This is a genomic window from Hoeflea sp., assembly GCF_984452065.1.
On record NZ_CFHWAF010000104.1, the window covers coordinates 1 to 16276 of the forward strand.

Consider the following 16276-nt stretch of genomic DNA (forward strand, 5'->3'; position numbering starts at 1 on the left):
TATGGTCGTGCCGATAAAGCCGGGCGCCAGCATGCCGAGAAGTATCAGCCAGAATACGGGATCCCGTACCACTTCCGACCTGGTCCAGTGCCTCGGGACCCGGCTGAACTCCGGGCCGTCGCTCGATCGCGGTTGCCGTTCGACACGCATCAGCATGTAGATGGCCGGTAGCGCGATGGCGATCAGAACCCCGGCGGAAAGAAGCCACGTATTGCGCCATCCGACACCGACGACTATCGAGACATAAAGAATCGGAAAGACCGCCTCACCTACCTGATGGCCGATGGTCGCGGCCGACACCGCGCGCCCGCGTTGCGCCACATACCACCGCCCCATTGCGGTGATGGCGTTGTGCGTCATCATCCCCTGGCCGAAAAGGCGCAGCCCGAAAATGGTCAGCACGAGAACGGTCAATGTATCGGCAAAGGCCATGGCTGCGGCGAAGCAGGCCAACAGTGGAACGATCAGCAGCGTCACGCGCGACACGCTCAACACGTCGACGATGCGTCCGAACTGCGTGAGCACGAGCGCGCTTGCCAGCGTCGCCAGCATATAGAGTGTGCCGAACTCGCCATGGCTGAGACCGAACTCGGACCGTATCGACCCAGCGGAAAGAGCGATGAAAAAGGTCTGTCCGAAACTTGAGAAGAATGTCAGCAGAAATCCGCCGGCCAACCATCTGATATTGTCGCGCACGAAAGCAAGGAATGACATAAACCGGCCTGAAGCAGGGTTCTGAGGAATAACGCTCGATTAAATGGAACGCAGCACTGAAGCGAATTGGACAGCAAGCAGACCAAAGCTATGCCCTGAAAGAACGTTGCCGGTCAAGCGCAGTGCGTCGAAGGCAAAGCTGTGCCATCATGCGCCGGCTGTCGCGATTCTTTCCCTCCCGTTCAAGAAGCTGTCATGCCCGATCCGTCACTGCTGATCATTGTTGGCGTCATTTTTCTCCTCGCAGGCATCGTCAAGGGCATGGTCGGTTTCGGCCTGCCGCTGATCTCGATCGGCCTGATGACCACCGTCGTCGGCCTGCCGACCGCCATTGCGCTGTTTCTCGTGCCCGCGCTCGGAACCAATTTGTGGCAGGGGTTTGCCGGCGCCTACACCATGGAGATCTTCAAGCGCTACTGGACCTTCTTCATCCCGACCATGCTCTTCACATGGCCCGGAACGCTCGCCCTCTCCCGGTTCGATACGAACTACATGTCGGCCCTGCTCGGCGTGCTTTTATGCATCTATGTCGTGCTCAGCCTCACCCGCTTCCAGTTTGCCGTTCCCTCGAGGCTTGAAAGGCCGCTTAATCCCGCGGTCGGCATTGCCAGCGGCCTGCTTGCCGGCATGACCGGCGCATTCACCATGCCGGGCGTCGTTTATCTTCAGTCGACGCGGCTGAAGCGCGATCAGCTGGTGCAGGCGATGGGGATGCTGTTCACGCTATCGACCATTGGCCTCAGCCTGTCGATGGGCTCCCAGAACCTTTTGAGCATCGATCTCGGCATTGCCTCGACCCTTGCCGTCGTGCCGACCTTTGCCGGTCTGATGATCGGCACCCGAATCCGAAAGCGCACATCGGAGGAGAGTTTCAGGCAGGTGTTCCTGCTGGCGCTCGGAGCCCTTGGGCTCTACATCGTCATCCGGTCGGTCTACGCGCTTGTCGCCGCCTGAGGCCAGCGGCCGAAGAGCAGCGTTCAGTTGCGGTCCCTGAACCGGTTGGTGATGGGATAGCGCCTGTCGCGGCCGAAATTCTTGCGCGTTATCTTCACCCCCGGCGCCGATTGCCGGCGCTTGTATTCGGCGATGTAAAGCAGGTGCTCGATCCGGTCGACAAGGTCCCTGCCGTGCCCGCGTGCAACGATGGAATCGATATCCATCTCGTTCTCGACAAGGCATTCGAGAATATCGTCGAGCACCGGATATTCCGGAAGCGAATCCTGATCGGTCTGATCGGGCCGCAATTCTGCGGACGGCGCCTTGTTGATGATGTTGACCGGAATGACCTCTCCCGACGGCCCGAGCGCGCCGGGCGGCACGTTGTCGTTGCGCCACCGCGACAGCGCATAGACCTGCATTTTGTAAAGATCCTTGATCGGATTGTAGCCGCCGTTCATGTCGCCGTAGAGGGTGGCATAGCCGACCGACATCTCCGATTTGTTGCCCGTGGTGACGACCATCGAGCCGAACTTGTTGGAGATCGCCATCAATATGGTGCCCCGGGTCCGGCTCTGGAGGTTTTCTTCCGTTATGCCCTCATTGGTGCCGGCAAACAGCGTTGAAAGCGCGTTGGAGAAACCATCCACCGGCTCCTCGATCGGCACGGTGTCGTAGCGGCAACCGAGCGCGCGCGCGCAGGCCTCAGCGTCGACAAACGACTCATCCGACGTGTAGCGATAGGGCAGCATGACCGTGCGCACGCGCTCCTCGCCAAGCGCATCGACGGCAAGGGCCGCACAAAGCGCGCTGTCTATCCCGCCGGACAAGCCGAGCACGACGTTGGAAAATCCGTTCTTGTTCACATAGTCGCGCAGACCGAGCATGCAGGCGCGATAATCGGCCTCTTCCTGCTCCGGCAGTTGCGACATCGGCCCTTCCGCGCAGGTCCACCCGTCGTTTCCGCGCCGCCATGTGGTCACCGCCAACTGCGCTTCGAACTGGCTCATCTGGAAAGCCAGCGTCTTGTCGGCATTCATCGCGAAGCTTGCGCCATCGAAGACAAGCTCGTCCTGACCGCCAAGCTGATTGGCGAACAGGATCGGCAAACCGCTCTCAATGACCTGCCGCAAGACCACCTGGTAGCGCACGTCGATCTTCTCGCGATAGTATGGCGATCCATTGGCGACCAGCAGCAGTTCCGCACCGGTCTCGGCAAGTGTCTCGCACACACCAAAATCGCCCCAGATATCCTCGCAGATCGGCAGGCCGAGGCGAATGCCGCGAAAATTCACCGGTCCCGGCATCGGACCGACATCAAAGATCCGCTTCTCGTCGAACTCGCTGTAATTCGGCAGGTCGACCTTGTAACGTTCGGCAACGATCCTGCCGCCATCGAGAAGGGCAACGGCGTTGTAGCGGCCCTTGTCGTTTTGCCTGGGCACGCCCATGACGACGGCGGGACCGCCGTCAGCCGTATCGGCGGCCAACGCCTCCAGCGCGCGGTCGCATGCTTTCAGGAACGCCGGCTTGAGCACCAGATCTTCCGGCGGGTATCCGCACAAAAAAAGCTCTGTGAAAAGGACAAGATGCGCACCCTGCCGGGCAGCGTCGGCACGGGCCTCACGCGCAAGCTCGAGATTGCCCGCAATATCGCCCATGGTGGGATTCAGCTGGGCGACAGCGATGCGTATGACATCGTTGAGTTCGGATGTATCGCTCATGAACTGCCATGTATCGTGCGGAAACGGTCAAGGCAATCCCGCGCCGCCCGCAACCATTGTTTGCCGGCCGTTTCAGCCGCCCGGCCGTCAGTTGAAGGCATAGGCGTCCATTGAAAGGACGCCGAAATCCTGCGACGTGTGCAGCTTGCGCGGCGTCCAGCCATCGCCGGCGGCGCCAATGGCGCTGTAAAGCGGCATGAGATGCTCGTCCGTCGGATGGTTCTCCAGAGCGAAGGGCGCACGGCAGCGATAATCCAGGAGCGCCTCAAGATCGCCCGCTTTGATCTTGAACTCCATCCAGTCGACGAATTGCGCCACCCAGTCAGGCGTTTCGGCGTCCCGTTTGCCGCAGCGCAAAGCGGCAAACGCCTCCTTCAGATTGTGGGTCATCGATCCGGAGCCGATAACCAGTGTGTTTTCACGGCGCAGCGGTTCAAGCGCACGGCCGACCTTAAGGTGATGCCCGGGTCCGGCGTGGGGGTCGACCGACACCTGGACGACCGGAATGTCCGCATCGGGATACATCAGGCTGAGCGGAACCCATGTTCCGTGGTCGAAGCCATGATCCGCGACAAGGCCTGCGGAAAGGCCTGCGGCATGCATCAGGCAGGCCATGCGCACCGCCAGATCCGGATTTCCGGGCGCTGAATATTCGATCTCATAGAGCTCGGGGGAAAACCCGCCAAAATCGTGAACGGTTGACGGCTGCGCATCGCCGGTAATCGCCACGCCGCCCGCCTCAAAATGCGCGCTGACGACGACAATGGAATCGGGTTTCGGAACGGTGCCTGCAAAATCGCTCAGGAAACGCCGCGCCTGCGTATCGGCAATGGCGATGTCGGGGGAACCGTGGGAGATGAAAAGCGCTGGTTGCGTTGACATGGGCAATCCTCTTTGCTCGTCAACTAGCGTTTTCAGCCCTTTAAGGAATACGGCAAACCCTGCACACATCTTCCAGCATTGTTGAACGCTCCCGGTTCAACCGCCTTGCGGGAACTGCGGCAGGCCGTCGGCGATCTCGTAATAATCGCCCTTGTCGGCGCAGAAGATGTGCTTTTCGATTGCAAGCCCGGTCTCGCCATCAAGGCTGCCCGCGAGCACGGATGTGAAGGGATCGTCCTTATGCTTCCAGAAAAGCGTTGAACCGCAGACCCTGCAAAAGCCGCGTTTGGCGTCGTCCGATGCGTGATACCAGCTCAGATTCTGAAAACCGGTGATGGAGAGGCGCTCATCGGCAACATTCGTCGCCGCGAAATAATGTCCCGATTGCTTTCGGCATTGGGTGCAATGGCAGGCCACGACGCTCCTCAGCGGCCCTTCCGCTGTATATTCGACACCGCCGCACAGGCAGGAACCCTTATATGTCTTCGGCATAGCGCACCTCCAGGGCGCCAAGGGAACAGGAAGCCGCGCTGCGTACAAGTGAATTCTTTTGAAGGAATTATTCGGAACGCTTATCGCACAGGCAGCTGCATAAGCCGCCGCCTGCACAGTGTCGCAGAGACGGATCAGGCCGTCGCCGCAACCCGCGTTTCCTCATCGCGGCCGCCTTTGAGAAGCTCCGCAACCAGGAAAGCCAGTTCCAGCGACTGATCAGCGTTCAACCGCGGATCGCAATGGGTATGGTAGCGGTCCGAAAGATCGTCAGCGGTCACCGTGCGGGCGCCGCCGGTGCACTCGGTGACATTCTTGCCCGTCATCTCCACATGGATGCCGCCGGGATGCGTTCCCTCGGCCCGGTGAATCTGGAAGAAGCTTTCCACCTCCGACAGCACACGCTCAAACGGCCGGGTCTTGTAGCTGTTGAGCGTGATCGTATTTCCGTGCATCGGATCGCATGACCACACCACCTTCTTGCCCTCGCGTTCCACGGCGCGGATCAGCTTCGGCAGATGATCGACCACCTTGTCATGCCCGAACCGCGCGATCAGGGTCAGACGTCCGGCCTCGTTGTCGGGATTGAGCAGGTCGATCAGTCCGAGAAGCTCGTCCGGCTCGAGAGACGGGCCGCATTTGAGGCCGAGCGGGTTCTTGATACCCCGGCAGTATTCGACATGCGCATGGTCGGGCTGGCGCGTGCGGTCGCCGATCCAGATCATATGGCCGGACGTTGCGTACCAGTCGCCCGATGTCGAGTCCGTGCGTGTCAGGGACTGCTCGTATCCGAGCAGCAGCGCCTCGTGGCTGGTGAAAAATTCCGTCTCGCGCAGCCGCGCATGATTTTCGGCCGTGATGCCGACGGCGCGCATGAAGTCCATGGTTTCGGAGATGCGGTCGGCAAGCGCCCGGTAGCGCTCGGCCTGCGGGCTGTCCTTGACGAAACCGAGCATCCACTGATGCACGTTTTCGAGATTGGCATAACCGCCCTGGGCGAAGGCCCGCAAAAGGTTCAGCGTCGCGGCCGACTGCCGGTAAGCCATCACCTGGCGCTGAGGATCCGGAACCCGCGATGCCTCGTCGAATTCGATCCCGTTGACGATATCGCCGCGATAGCTCGGCAGTTCCACGCCGTCCTTGGTTTCCGTGTTGGACGAACGCGGTTTCGCGAACTGGCCGGCGATGCGCCCGACCTTGATCACCGGCTGTTGCGCGCCGAAGGTCAGCACAACCGCCATCTGCAGGAAGACACGGAAAAAGTCGCGGATATTGTCGGCGCCGTGCTCGGCGAAGCTTTCAGCACAATCGCCGCCCTGGAGCAGAAATCCCCTGCCCTCGGCGACTTCGGCAAGACGGTCACGCAATTGCCGGGCCTCACCGGCAAACACCAGCGGCGGATAAGATGCCAGACGATCTTCCGTTCTTGCCAACGCCTCCTGGTCCGGATAATCCGGAACTTGACGTATCGGTTTGCCGCGCCAACTGTCCGGTGTCCATTTCTGTGCCATCTTACTCATCCTGATTGGTACTGTTCGGGCGTCTGCGCCCCACAACGGCGGGCTTATAGCGGCTATCAGGCACGATTGCCAGCGACTTTAGCACCCGCCGCCGTTCCTCAGCTTACATCAAGCGCGCCCGGGGAGCGAACCGCTACCGCGACATCGTGTCCATTTCCTTCAAGCGCTTCTTCAGGACAAAAAAGCCGGTGAGCCACAATGCGGACGCCATGATGGAGACCGTAAGGCCCACGCGCCGAGTATCGACACCAGGAACCCGTGGTTTCGAATGCGGCTGGAGATAAACCAGTATGCCAGGTTGAAACAGAGCGTCGCGGCAAACCCGCCGACGGTGTTTTATCGCCTTGATCGGGGCCCCGGCGGATCGAGGAGACGAACACCCCGCGCCTCCAGGAGCGCATCGATGAAATCCTGTTCTTCTCTGGCAAGCTGCACCGCGCGGGGATAGACCGGGTCATGCCGGTCGGCATGAATGTGGCGCTCGAAGCCGTCCGTCGTTTCCATGAAATGATGAACGCCTGTCCTGCCGAATTCGCGTAAAAACCCCTGCAGCACCGCATCGAGATAGGATTGCAGGATCGGATGGTACGGATCGTGGTCCGCTGCATTGGTCTGCGCCTCGTAGACATAGACCGGGCAGTCGGGAAGCTCGGCGCCGGCCATATCCAGCCGTTCCAGGGGAACCGCGACACGGCCATAGGTTGATTCCCTTTGATCGACGGATGGCAGGTTTTCCACCCGGTCATAGATCAGCAAACCATCGATCACACTTCCCTCGACCCGCCGGGCACTCAGCAGCGAGATCGCCCGCCCGTCGGGTATGGGATCACCCGGATGGCGCGGCCTCCAGCAGCGGCGCCACCCCTTCAGACGGACAGGCCGCGCGGCAACATAATCGGTGCGCAGCGTCGCCCGGTTCACCAGCGATCCGTATCCGAAATAGGCGATGAGCGCGCCAGGGCGTTCATCGCCATTGTCATTGTCGGGTCTGTTCATCCTGTTCCACAGCTCCGGCCCCTGTGATTTGGCTATATCGCGCACGGCGGATGTTCAAGAGCGAATTAAAGATTGACTTTGACGTAAACGTAAATGTTAGCCTTACGCTTGAACTGCCGAAATAAGTCGATACTGGACCGGACTCAAGACATGAACATCTCGGCGCAATCCCGAGGAAAACGTCAAAAAAGCGGCCTGCTGCCTTGAACGGAAAGCATCCCACCCACTATGCCGCGGGCCAGGACATACAATTTGCCACCGCCGACGGCTATACACTGGCCGGCACGCTGTTCCGCGATGAAGCCAATCAGGGACCGCTCGTCCTCATTTCATCGGCAGCGGGAGCGCCGCGAGGATTTTATGGCGCGTTTGCCCGCGAGCTTATGGCCCATGGCTGCCGCGCCGTTCTGACCTACGACTATCGCGGCCTGCCGGATTCGCCTCGCCCGAAGGAGTTCAAAGGCCGCATCAACATGCGCGACTGGGCGCACAGGGACATGCCCGCCGCAATGGAGCGGCTGAACGAGGTGGCGCCCGGCCATACCATGGTCGGCGTCGGACAATCGTTCGGCGGTCAGGCGCTGGGCATTTGCGGCGCGCCGCAGCGGTTTGAACGCTATTGCATGGTCGCCAGCCTGTCCGGCTATTGGCGCAACACCGACACGCCCTGGCAGAACCTGATCATGATGCATATTTTCGGGCTGCCCATGACAGCCGTCATCGGCCGCACAACCCGCTGGATGGGCCTCGGAGAACCGATCCCCGCCTCCGTCTTCCGCGACTGGGCGAAATGGTGCTTTCATCACGAATATTTCTTCGACGACCCGGATGTCGGTGCGCGAAAGGCATATGCCACCGTGCGCATGCCGATCCTGTCGATCGGCATGACGGACGATCCGTGGGGAACGCCCAAGGCCGTCCACGGACTGATGAAACACTATGTCAACGCGGACATAACCGAGCGCTGGCTGTCACCGCAAAATGCCGGCGGGCAGCCCATCGGTCACCTGGGCTTCTTTCGTTCGCGCTTTCGCGACACGCTCTGGCCCGGCGTCATCGACTGGCTGATCGACGGACCGGAGACCGTAGGCTGATCGGCGTTCAGTCCACGCGCTCGCCATTCCTGACGCGGTAGCTCGGCTGATACATCGTCACCAGTTCCTCGGCGGCGGTCGGATGAACCGCCATGGTGCGGTCGAAGTCGTCCTTCGTGCAGCCCGCCTTGAGCGGTATCGCCAGAAGCTGGGCCATCTCGCCGGCATCCGGTCCGAGTATATGGGCGCCGAGCACGCGGCGGTCGGCGGCGTTGACGACCAGCTTGGTGATCATTTTCTCCTGCCGTCCCGAGAGCGTGTGTTTCATCGGACGGAAGGTCGCACTGTAGACCTCCAGCTCATCGAACTGCTTCGCGGCCGCGTCTTCCGAAAGGCCGACCGTACCGATCTCGGGTTGGGAAAATACGGCGGTGGCCACCATATCGTGGTCCGGTCTGGTCGGATTGTCCTTGAACGCGGTCTCAACAAGGCACATGGCTTCGTGAATGGCGACCGGCGTCAACTGAATACGGTCGGTGACATCGCCGACGGCATAGATGTTGTCGACACTGGTACGCATATATTCGTCGACGACCACGGCGCCGGCGGCATCCGTTTTCACGCCCGCCGCTGCAAGGCCGAGCCCGTCGGTGTTCGGCACACGGCCTATCGCCAGCATGACCTGATCGACCTTGAGGTTCTTGCCGCCCGACGTGGTAACGTCCAGACGCTGGTCCGCGGAGCGCACAACCCTGGAGATGATTTCCTCGCACAGAATGCGGATGCCCTTTTCCTCCATCGTGCGATGGAGCGTCCGCCGCAGGTCCATGTCGAAATTCTTCAGGATCTCCGTACCGCGGTAGATCAGGGTCGTTTCAACCCCCAACCCGTGGAAAATATTGGCAAATTCGACGGCTATATAGCCACCGCCGGCGATCAGGATCGACTTCGGCAGGGTTTCCAGATGAAACGCCTCATTCGAACTGATGGTCAGTTCCAGGCCTTCAAGCCCGTCAAGGCCGTTGACGCGACCGCCCACGGCGATCAGTATCTTGTCGGCAGTCACAATCTGATTGGTGCTCAATATACGCACACGATGGGCGTCGACCAGTTCCGCCCTGCTGTCGAAAATCTCCGCACCGGCATTGCTGAGACCTTTGCGATAGAGACCCTCCAGCCTTGCGATCTCGCGATCCTTGTTGGCGATCAGGGTCTGCCAGTCGAAACGCGTCTCGCCGACCCGCCAGCCGAAACCGGCGGCATCCTCGAACGTCTCGGAGAAGTGCGACGCATAGACAAACAGCTTCTTCGGCACGCATCCGCGGATAACGCAGGTGCCGCCATATCTGTACTCCTCGGCGATACCGACTTTCTTGCCGAGACCCGCCGCCAGCCGGGCCGCACGCACGCCGCCGGAACCGCCGCCGATAACAAAAAAATCATAATCAAAATCAGTCATTTTCCCGCCTCGGAACCGGCATTGGATCGGTCATTTTGCAGATTGGGCCGGACTTTTGCCGGCAACGGTCAGAAGTTAGGTTCGCAATAGCAAAAGAAAAGCCCGGGCAAAACCGGGCTTTTTCAACATTATGTGAAAGCGGCTACTGGGTGTCGCTCCCCTCACCTTCCACCGTCACCGGCGTTTCGCCGAGACGGGCGCGCAACGCCTGATCCGTTGCCTGCGCGAGATCGCGCGCGACCCCGTTGGACCAGACCTCCGCGGCCTGAAGCAGTTCGCGGGTCACCACCGGGCCGACCTGGAGAAGTTTTTTGCCCGACTCGCTGTTGTAGAACGCATCGATGTCCTGCAATTCCTGCAAAGTGAAGTTCTTTGCGTAGATCAGCGCAGCCTCCCGTTCGAGATCGGCGCGGCGTCCGGCCATCTCAAGGGCGGTCTCGTCCACCGTGACGGAAATGACTTCCTGCAGGTTCGGCGCCGTCTGTATCAGCGACGTTTTGAGGTTCTGCGCCGCGTTCGGCAGGATAGCGTCGAACTGATCGGTCGCGTTGATGGCATTGATCGCCCCGCGGGCCGCAGCGATGTGCTCGGCCGACGGTTCCTGGCTGAACGCAGGCGCGCTCAGGCCGATTGCCGAGACTGTGGCGAGCGTCAACGCGCAATGGCGAATAGCCCTGGCCATGCTCATCTGTGTCATAGTTCCTGGTTTCCTCTTTTTTTCATTGTCTTTACGCCGGATGCCCCGGCGATTACAGCTGTGTTTGCGACACCGAGAAACAGGCCGTGCTCTACGACTCCCGGTATGGAATTGAGCGCGTCTGAGAGCGCTTCTGCATCTGGAATACGGCCAAAAGATGCATCCAGTATGAAATGGCCGCCATCGGTTTCAAACGGCACGCCGTCCGCCATTCTCAACGCGACCGCACCCGCGAGCCCCAGCGCCGAGACGGCCCTGTCGATAGCGATACGGGTGGCGGCAAGGCCGAACGGTATGACCTCGATCGGCAGGGCAAACCTGCCCAGCGCATCGACCACCTTGCTCTCATCGGCAATCACGATCATACGCTCCGACGCGCAGGCCACCACCTTTTCCCGAAGCAGCGCTCCGCCACCGCCCTTGATCAGCCTCAATTCGCCATCAACCTCGTCGGCGCCGTCGATGGTCAGGTCAAGTTCCGGCAGATCGTCGAGCGAAAACACGGGAACGCCGAGTTCGACGCACAGCCCGGCAGTCCGTTCCGAGGTCGGCACACCCTTGATCTCGAACCCCTGCTCCACTTTCTCGGCCAGCAGGCGCACAAACTCCTCGGCTGTCGATCCGGTTCCGATGCCGAGGCTCATTCCAGAACGGACATGCTCCAAGGCAACTGCCGCTGCCTGGATTTTTAGTTGTCGGGCGTCCATGCGCCGGTTGCTCCAAGTAAAGACCTGAGCGCTGTTACCATGTAGGCGTCCGCAAGCAAAGCGTAATTGGGCGCTATGCTTACCGGCCAAGTTCAAAAACCGTTCCGTTCTGTATTATCCCCGCAGAGAGCCCAAAAACCCGCCTGCCGGCGATCTTGCGCAACGATTGGACGACCGTCTTGCAATTCGGCGCGTCCTCGCCTACCCGGTAGCCGGAACACAGAACGAGATACCATGTCCAAACCACTGATAATCTTCGATCTGGACGGAACGCTGCTTCATACGGCCCCGGACCTCATGGAAAGCCTCAACCACACCATTTCAAGCCTGGACGTTGAGCCGGTCGCCTATGAGGACATGACCTATCTCGTCGGCAGCGGCGCCCGCGCAATGATCGGCAAGGCGCTGGAGTTGCGCGGCAAACCGGTCACGCGGGAGGAATTCGAAGGGCTGTTCGCACTGTTTCTTGAGCACTACAGCGCATCGATGCCGGGTCAGTCGGAACCCTTTCCGGGTGTGCTGGACGCGATGACACGGCTTGAGGGCGCCGGCTATGCGCTTGCCGTTTGCACCAACAAGACCGAAAGCATGGCCCACCGGCTGCTGGAACTGAAGGGCCTGATGTCACGCTTTGCAGCCGTCACCGGCGGCGACACATTCGCTGTCAAGAAACCGGATGCGGAGCATATTCATGGAACCATCAGGATGGCTGGCACGCATCCGTCGCTTGCCGTCATGATCGGCGATTCGGTGAATGATATCCGCGCGGCCGCAAATGCCGGCATCCCGTCGATCGGCGTGCCGTTCGGATATTCCGACACGGCCATCGAGGACCTTGGCCCTGATCATGTTATCGGCCATTACAACGAATTGACGCCCGAACTCGTCGGACGTCTTCTTGAAAGGGTCTGATCCGCAGTGGACTGCTCGGAGCAGGTACAAGTCTAGCCCTGCGCCTGCCGGGTCTGCTCCGTGCGCTTGATCGCCTTGTCGAGATGTTCGTCGCGACCGTACATGTCGGCGTAGTAACCGATCGTGCCGTCATCTTCGGGCCAGGCGGTGAAATAGGAGACATAAACCGGAATCTTGCCCGGAACGGGCTCCGCCATGTTGCGGCCCTGCGCGATCTGGTTTGCGATATGATCACGCGACGTGCCAAGCACCGCCGCCGCCATGCCGCGCGGATCCTGCAAGCGGACGCAGCCATGGCTGAAGGCCCGGGCATCGCGGCTGAACAGGTTCTTTGCCGGCGTGTCGTGCATGTAGATCGCATGTTTGTTCGGGAACATGATCTTCAATTCGCCCAAAGCGTTCTTGCGGCCGGGCGGCTGCCGCACATCCACGGGGATTTTTAATCCGACGGAATACCAGTCGATATTGCGCGACGCCACACGGCGTCCGCTGCGGTCGGTCAACTCGTAGCCGAGACGATCCAGATAGGACGGATCCTGCCGCAGCTTCGGCAGCATCTCGTTGACGATGATGGAGCGCGGCACGCCCCAATAGGGATTGTACTCGACGGTCTCGATCTCGTCGTGGAAGAAGCTGGTCTGATTGGACGTCTTGCCGACGACGGCGCGCATGGAGATACCCTCCTTGCCGTCATGGATATAGCTGGCCTCATAGGCCGGCTGATTGATGAAAACATGCCGGGAGCCCAGATCGCGCGGCAGCCAGCGCAGCCGCTCCATCGCCAGGACGACCTTGCCGATCTTCGTCGCATTGGTCATGCCCGAGAGCTTGCCGATGGTCATCTTGCCCACGATGCCGTCCGGTTTCAGGTCGCTCTCGGTCTGGAAGGCGCGGACCAACGCAACCAGTTCGGGCGTGTAGAGCTCGCCGCCTTCGGCCTGATAGTCCATCAGCGTGATGCCGTGATCGACCAGAAGCGCATCCGAACCGCGCTTGCGGATCGCCGCAACAATGTTTTTCAGCTCGGGGCTGGAGCGTCCGGGTCTGAGAAATGTCCCTTCCGCGATCTCGATATGGTCTTCGGCATCCGCCGCACGCAGGTCGGCGAGTTCTGCGGTCAGCGCCTCGAACCGGTCATTGCCCGGATTGCTGCCCTCCAGATAGGCCTTCGCATCGGATGTCGCGGCAAGATTGCCGAGCGCCGAAACAAGGTCCACGTCCTTGCGCTTGAGGTCGTGGTAGCCGGAAAGCCGGTTGGGATCGATCCGGCCCCGGGTCGCGTCGAGCACATAGCGCAGGGCCTTCGCGCTCATGGCGACTTCAAATTCGATCAGTTCGCGCAGCCGCTCCGACATATTGGCCGGATCGTATTCGTCGGCCGGCCGGTCGAGCCGGTAATCGGCGGATGAAAGACCGAACGCATCGGCTTCGGAGAGCGCCTCCATTGCCGCCGCCGCGCGCGCGTTGGGCTTCATATCCGTAACCCAGATGAAGGCATGGTTGGCTTCGTAATATTCGATCAGCGCATCGCCGACTTCCTTGAGCGCCTGAATACGATAGCCTTCCAGGTGCCGCAGCGAACGCTCGAACTCGCCCTGCGGTATCGGCGGAATGGCTAACGGATCAGCCGACGCAACCTCGATTTCGGCCAGCGGAGACAAATCCACCGACTTCACCGCATCGGGCTTGTAGTTGTAGAAGCTCGGCGCCTCGATCTTGGGCGCGGGACGAGCCGCCTGCTGTGCCCGGTACCGTTCGATCTGCCGCTGCCGATAGCGCTTGCCGCGCTGCTGCTGGCCGAAAATGACCTCGAAAAGAGAGCTTTGAGCAAAGGCCGGCGGTGCGGTCGGCACCACCGCGCCAACGCCAAAAACACATGCCAGCATCACCAAGCTTTTGCGCATCCTCAAACTCCTGGTTTTCAATCCAGCCCCCTTGGTTCGATCCCCGTAACGCCGCATTCCACAGCGCGGCGGAATTTTTCGCAGGGCTATTGCTACGACTTGTTCCTCGGAAAGCGCAACAGCCTGCGGCCGGAAATCAATGAAATACTACCGAATTTCTAAAAAATTGATCAATGTTACGAGGAAATTCCATTTGCCGGGCAGGCAACGGACCGGACCGCCGGTAACGGGAGGCCATATCGGCGCGAGATTCGGCTCCGAAACAACCGATCGCCTGTAATCCACAAAGTGTATTGGCGGTGAAATTTGACGTCGTTCGTGAATAAATTCAATAAATAACAAGAAACAAAGGGATGGGACACACTATATGGCGCGAAACCTGCGCATGCTCTCCGGCTCGGTGCTGTATATTTTTCTCGCCTGCCATCTTCTGAACATGGCATTCGGCCTCCTGTCCGTGGACGCGGTGGAAGCGGCCAGGACCTATCTGACAAAGCCCTGGACGATGCCGCCGCTGTCGCCTCTTCTTGCGCTCAGCCTGCTGATCCACACAGCTCTGGGCCTTTCGGCCATCTACAGGCGCAACACGCTGCGCATGTCCGGATATGACCGCGTGCAGCTGATTTCGGGCCTGCTGGTGATTCCCCTCCTCGCATCTCATATCGTGGGCATCTGGGCCGCAAAGAACCTCTACGGCTTTGATCCGACATACCGGATCATACTTGCCTATTTCTGGCTTGACGCACCGGCCGAGGGCCTGCGCCAGGTCATTGTCGTTGTGGTCGCCTGGTTACACGGCAGCATCGGCATGTTCAGCTGGCTGCGCCTCAAGGCATCCTGGGAACGCGTATCCCTTTTTGTCTATCCGCTTGTCGTCGCGGTTCCGGTTCTCGCGCTCATCGGTTTCGTCGACGCCGGCAACGAGGTTATCGCCGAACGCCAGGCCGCCATTGAAAGCGCCGCGGACAGTCCGCCCGCGCAGGCGCTTTCGCAGGAAGAGATCGCCGAGATGGAGGCCACCGCGGCGCAGCGCAACGAGGAAATCCGGCGCAATCAGGACCTTCAGAGCCGGATCGTCTGGGGCACGATCGTCGTCTATCTTGTGGTGACGGCGGCGACCTTCCTGGCCCGGGCGATTCGCTTGCACAGAGCGCACGGGCGGGCGCTGTCGGTGCGTTACGTCCACGGCCCCGCCTTCAGCACGCCGGTCGGCGCCACCATACTGGAAGCCGCACGCCTCAATGACGTGCCGCACGCGAATCTGTGCCGCGGCCGCGGCCGATGCGGAACCTGCCGGATACGCGTCATGGAGGCTGACCCGCCGCTGCCGGATCCGGGCAAGGTCGAAGCGGCGACGCTTGCACGCCTCAAGCTTGACCCCGACATTCGCCTTGCCTGCCAGGTTCTGCCGGCTGCAGGCCACCTGGTGGTCGAAAGGCTCGTCCCGCCGGACATCGATCCGGCGGAGCTTCATGTGAGCCCCGAACCGTCCGATACGAACGAGGCACTCGTGGAGACAGCCGGTGCGTAGGCTGATCCTCGCGCGGGTGCTTTTCATCGCCCTGATGGTCTTCGGCTGGACCGCCATGGCCGGTGCCCAGACCATGCCCGGCATGATCGGCGGCACGACGACGCAGGAAACCGCCGAAACACCCCCGCCCTCTCCCAATGATGTTCGCGAACTCATGCGCCTGCTCTCCGATCCGGGCATGGTGGAGTGGTTAAGCGCGCAGAGCGAGGCCGGCGAAGGAACGCCCGGTTCGCGACCCGGAACCAGTTTGCGTGAGGACTTCGCGGCCCGTGCCAGTGACATTCGCGCCCGGTTGGGCGCGCTCGCCGTCAGCTGGCGCAACCTTCCTTCCGCACCCGCCTTCCTCACCGACGTCTGGCGCTCCAGCATTACCGCAGACCAGACCCTGCGCAGCATCACCTATGTGCTGATTTTCCTGGTCGTCGGCGGCGGTCTGGAATGGCTCTACCGCCAGTATGTCCAGGCGGTATTGACCCGCGTCGAACTGAGACGGAGCCAGACATTGTGGGCGCGCGTCAGTGCCGCGCTGCTGCGAGCCGCATTGATGCTCGGGGGCCTCGCCGTCTTTTCGGTCGCAACCATCGGAACGTTTCTGAGTTTCGACTGGCCGCCGCTGATCGAGAATGTCGTGCTGAATCTCCTGATTGTGGTTATCACCGTCCGCAGCGCGCGCACGCTGTCGGTCTTCCTGCTCGCGCCGCGGATCGCCGAGCTGTGGTTATCACCGTCCGCAGCGCGCGCACGCTGTCGGTCTTCCTGCTCGCGCCG

The 16276-nt window shown here is 60.8% G+C and carries 14 protein-coding genes and 1 pseudogene; 5 read left to right on the top strand and 10 right to left on the bottom strand.

Annotated features, from left to right (window positions below; genetic code table 11):
* The coding region (locus AC5E6N_RS17590) for an MFS transporter (protein ID WP_491749033.1) at nucleotides 1-714 on the bottom strand (714 nt) is incomplete at its 3' end.
* Between the two features lie 195 nt (nucleotides 715-909).
* Here AC5E6N_RS17590 and AC5E6N_RS17595 point away from each other — a divergent pair.
* Nucleotides 910-1668, top strand: a complete 759-nt coding sequence (locus tag AC5E6N_RS17595; RefSeq protein ID WP_491749034.1) for a sulfite exporter TauE/SafE family protein — start codon at nucleotides 910-912, stop codon at nucleotides 1666-1668.
* A 23-nt stretch (nucleotides 1669-1691) separates the two neighbouring features.
* On the opposite strand, the gene AC5E6N_RS17600 is transcribed toward AC5E6N_RS17595, so the two are convergent.
* From AC5E6N_RS17600 to AC5E6N_RS17620, 5 genes are all read right to left on the bottom strand, one after another.
* On the bottom strand, nucleotides 1692-3374 hold the full coding sequence (locus tag AC5E6N_RS17600) for an NAD+ synthase (protein ID WP_491749035.1): 1683 nt from the start codon (nucleotides 3372-3374) through the stop codon (nucleotides 1692-1694).
* Nucleotides 3375-3461: 87 nt separating this feature from the next.
* Nucleotides 3462-4256, bottom strand: a complete 795-nt coding sequence (locus AC5E6N_RS17605; protein ID WP_491749036.1) for a DODA-type extradiol aromatic ring-opening family dioxygenase — start codon at nucleotides 4254-4256, stop codon at nucleotides 3462-3464.
* 96 nt (nucleotides 4257-4352) lie between these two features.
* The gene (locus tag AC5E6N_RS17610) at nucleotides 4353-4748 is read right to left on the bottom strand and encodes a GFA family protein (RefSeq protein ID WP_491749037.1); all 396 of its coding nucleotides are present in this window, start codon (nucleotides 4746-4748) and stop codon (nucleotides 4353-4355) included.
* 134 nt (nucleotides 4749-4882) lie between these two features.
* Nucleotides 4883-6259 carry a class II 3-deoxy-7-phosphoheptulonate synthase gene (locus AC5E6N_RS17615; protein WP_491749038.1) on the bottom strand — a complete coding sequence of 459 codons (1377 nt, stop codon included), beginning with the start codon at nucleotides 6257-6259 and terminating at the stop codon, nucleotides 4883-4885.
* Between the two features lie 345 nt (nucleotides 6260-6604).
* Complete coding sequence (locus tag AC5E6N_RS17620; RefSeq protein ID WP_491749039.1) at nucleotides 6605-7264, bottom strand: gamma-glutamylcyclotransferase family protein; 660 nt, start codon at nucleotides 7262-7264, stop codon at nucleotides 6605-6607.
* A gap of 203 nt (nucleotides 7265-7467) precedes the next feature.
* Here AC5E6N_RS17620 and AC5E6N_RS17625 point away from each other — a divergent pair, with 203 nt between their 5' ends.
* Nucleotides 7468-8358, top strand: coding sequence for an alpha/beta hydrolase family protein (locus AC5E6N_RS17625; RefSeq protein WP_491749040.1), 891 nt, complete (start codon nucleotides 7468-7470; stop codon nucleotides 8356-8358).
* A gap of 7 nt (nucleotides 8359-8365) precedes the next feature.
* On the opposite strand, the gene gor is transcribed toward AC5E6N_RS17625, so the two are convergent.
* The 3 genes from gor to rpiA form a co-directional block, all read right to left on the bottom strand.
* Complete coding sequence (gene gor / locus AC5E6N_RS17630; protein ID WP_491749041.1) at nucleotides 8366-9757, bottom strand: glutathione-disulfide reductase; 1392 nt, start codon at nucleotides 9755-9757, stop codon at nucleotides 8366-8368.
* Between the two features lie 142 nt (nucleotides 9758-9899).
* A complete protein-coding gene (locus AC5E6N_RS17635; RefSeq protein ID WP_491687781.1) occupies nucleotides 9900-10454 on the bottom strand; it encodes a DUF2059 domain-containing protein in 555 nt (184 codons plus the stop codon).
* Entirely contained in the window at nucleotides 10451-11161 is a 711-nt protein-coding gene (gene rpiA / locus AC5E6N_RS17640; RefSeq protein WP_491749042.1) for a ribose-5-phosphate isomerase RpiA, read from the bottom strand. The genes AC5E6N_RS17635 and rpiA overlap by 4 nt, the downstream gene beginning before the upstream one ends.
* A 234-nt stretch (nucleotides 11162-11395) precedes the next feature.
* Here rpiA and AC5E6N_RS17645 point away from each other — a divergent pair, with 234 nt between their 5' ends.
* Nucleotides 11396-12073: an HAD family hydrolase gene (locus AC5E6N_RS17645; RefSeq protein ID WP_491749043.1), complete on the top strand. Its 678-nt coding sequence runs from the start codon at nucleotides 11396-11398 to the stop codon at nucleotides 12071-12073.
* Between the two features lie 32 nt (nucleotides 12074-12105).
* Here AC5E6N_RS17645 and AC5E6N_RS17650 read toward each other — a convergent pair whose 3' ends face one another.
* On the bottom strand, nucleotides 12106-13977 hold the full coding sequence (locus AC5E6N_RS17650; protein ID WP_491749044.1) for a L,D-transpeptidase family protein: 1872 nt from the start codon (nucleotides 13975-13977) through the stop codon (nucleotides 12106-12108).
* A gap of 367 nt (nucleotides 13978-14344) precedes the next feature.
* Between AC5E6N_RS17650 and AC5E6N_RS17655 the strand changes: the two genes are divergently transcribed.
* On the top strand, nucleotides 14345-15508 hold the full coding sequence (locus AC5E6N_RS17655; protein WP_491749045.1) for a 2Fe-2S iron-sulfur cluster-binding protein: 1164 nt from the start codon (nucleotides 14345-14347) through the stop codon (nucleotides 15506-15508).
* Nucleotides 15501-16276, top strand: a pseudogene (locus AC5E6N_RS17660) (hypothetical protein); the annotation flags it as partial. The gene AC5E6N_RS17655 and the pseudogene AC5E6N_RS17660, both read left to right, overlap by 8 nt.